This is a genomic window from Sulfitobacter sp. 1A12056 (assembly GCF_043558125.1).
Lineage (GTDB): Bacteria > Pseudomonadota > Alphaproteobacteria > Rhodobacterales > Rhodobacteraceae > Sulfitobacter > Sulfitobacter faviae.
On record NZ_JBIFFY010000024.1, the window covers coordinates 1 to 1497 of the forward strand.

General features: G+C 55.5%; 1 protein-coding gene. It reads right to left on the bottom strand.

Translation table 11 applies throughout. The features are described from left to right. Positions 1-241 precede the first annotated feature (241 nt). A partial coding sequence (locus tag ACGYLD_RS17340) for an IS630 family transposase (RefSeq protein ID WP_394403363.1) occupies positions 242-1497 on the bottom strand: 1256 nt, incomplete at its 5' end.

A 1497-nucleotide genomic window follows, 5' to 3' on the forward strand; every position in this document is an offset into this window, starting at 1 on the left:
GGTCATGGTTCTCTCCGAGGTCGCGTATTGCGCCTCACAATGGTTTTCGGTGGTGGATCGTCTCCAATGTCGTTTGCGGATTACGTGGCAGGTGCCGCGTCCCAACCGTTTTTACGAGATCAATCAACCTCCGTCCCTTCGGGACTTCGCTTCCCGCCCGCCTGGCGAGAATTTAGTTCAGGCAGTGGCCTCCTGTGTCCATTGGTAGTCTGTCCCTGATTTCCAGAGCGTTATACCGCCACTACTTCAAAACCCGAAAGTTTTCGTGGGTTATGACGTGGAAGTTGTCTGAGACCTTGTCGCGGAACTTCGTCCATTCCTGCGGGATGGTTTCACGCATGAATGCAAGGATGGCGTCGGCGAACTGCTTTTGACTTGGGTAGTAGCGATTGTGGGTAACGTATTGATGCAAGACGGCCCAAAGCCGCTCAATGGGATTGAGATGAGGGCAGTAAGGCGGCAGCTGGATCAGATGGATACGGCAAGCTGCCCTGGCGAGGAAGGCTCTGACATCGGGCCCTTTGTGGTAGGCCGCGTTGTCCCAGATGACATGAATGATGCGCTTGTCAGGGTTGCGCGCTTCGATCTTGGTCAGAAGCTGTGCTGCACTGACCCCATCAACGGTTGTGGGCTCGACAAAGGGTGCATCGAAGGTTTCAAGGTTCACAGCCCCATGAATATTCACACGACCGCGCCCTGCCGTGCTGAGAACCGCTGGATTTGATCCTACCTTCACCCAGCCAAACGCAGGCTTGGTCTGGTATTCCGGATGCACCGCATCGGCGAAGTAGACGGCTTCATCCGCTGGTAACTCACGCATCAGGCGGTCGTAGAATGCGATGAAAGCGGCCTGTTTTTCCACGGATGCCACGCGCGGCAGGGGCTTGGGCTTGCGGTATTCAAAGCCCAGTCGGGCCAGAAGTTTAATGCAGCCAGAATGGGAATAGTTCAGACCGCACTCAGCTGCGACATGGGCCCTGATCTCGACCGTCGAGCGACAGAAGCGTGCTTCCAGCCAGGCGCATAAAGCAACCTCCTGTGCCTGTGTCATACGGGACTGACCGCCTTTCCAGCCGTCGAAAGCAAGCGCATCCCAACCATCTTGCAGAAAGGTTTTATGCCAGCCCCGGATGGTATCGTCGTCCAAGTAGAGAAACTTTGCGATCCGAGCACAGCTTTCCCCGTCGTCGAGCAGCAGGATCGCATTTGCCCGGCGGGCAATGCCGTGGTCCTCGCGCTGGCAACGCACGCAAGCCTCAAGCTCGAGGCGGTCTGCTGAGGAAAGAAAGCCGGGGCGGATCATAGGCATAGCTGAATCGTTCCAAACCCAGCCGTCAAGACACCAAATTCGGCTTCCGCAGGACTCAGAGTATAACATTAGATTATAAGTCGTGGGTGTGCCGACCTTTTTTGCCGTTCGGTCTATCGCTGATTTCACAGCTAAACAAAAAGCGGTGGTCAACTCATTTTTGCCCACAGCAGCTTTGTCCGTATTGT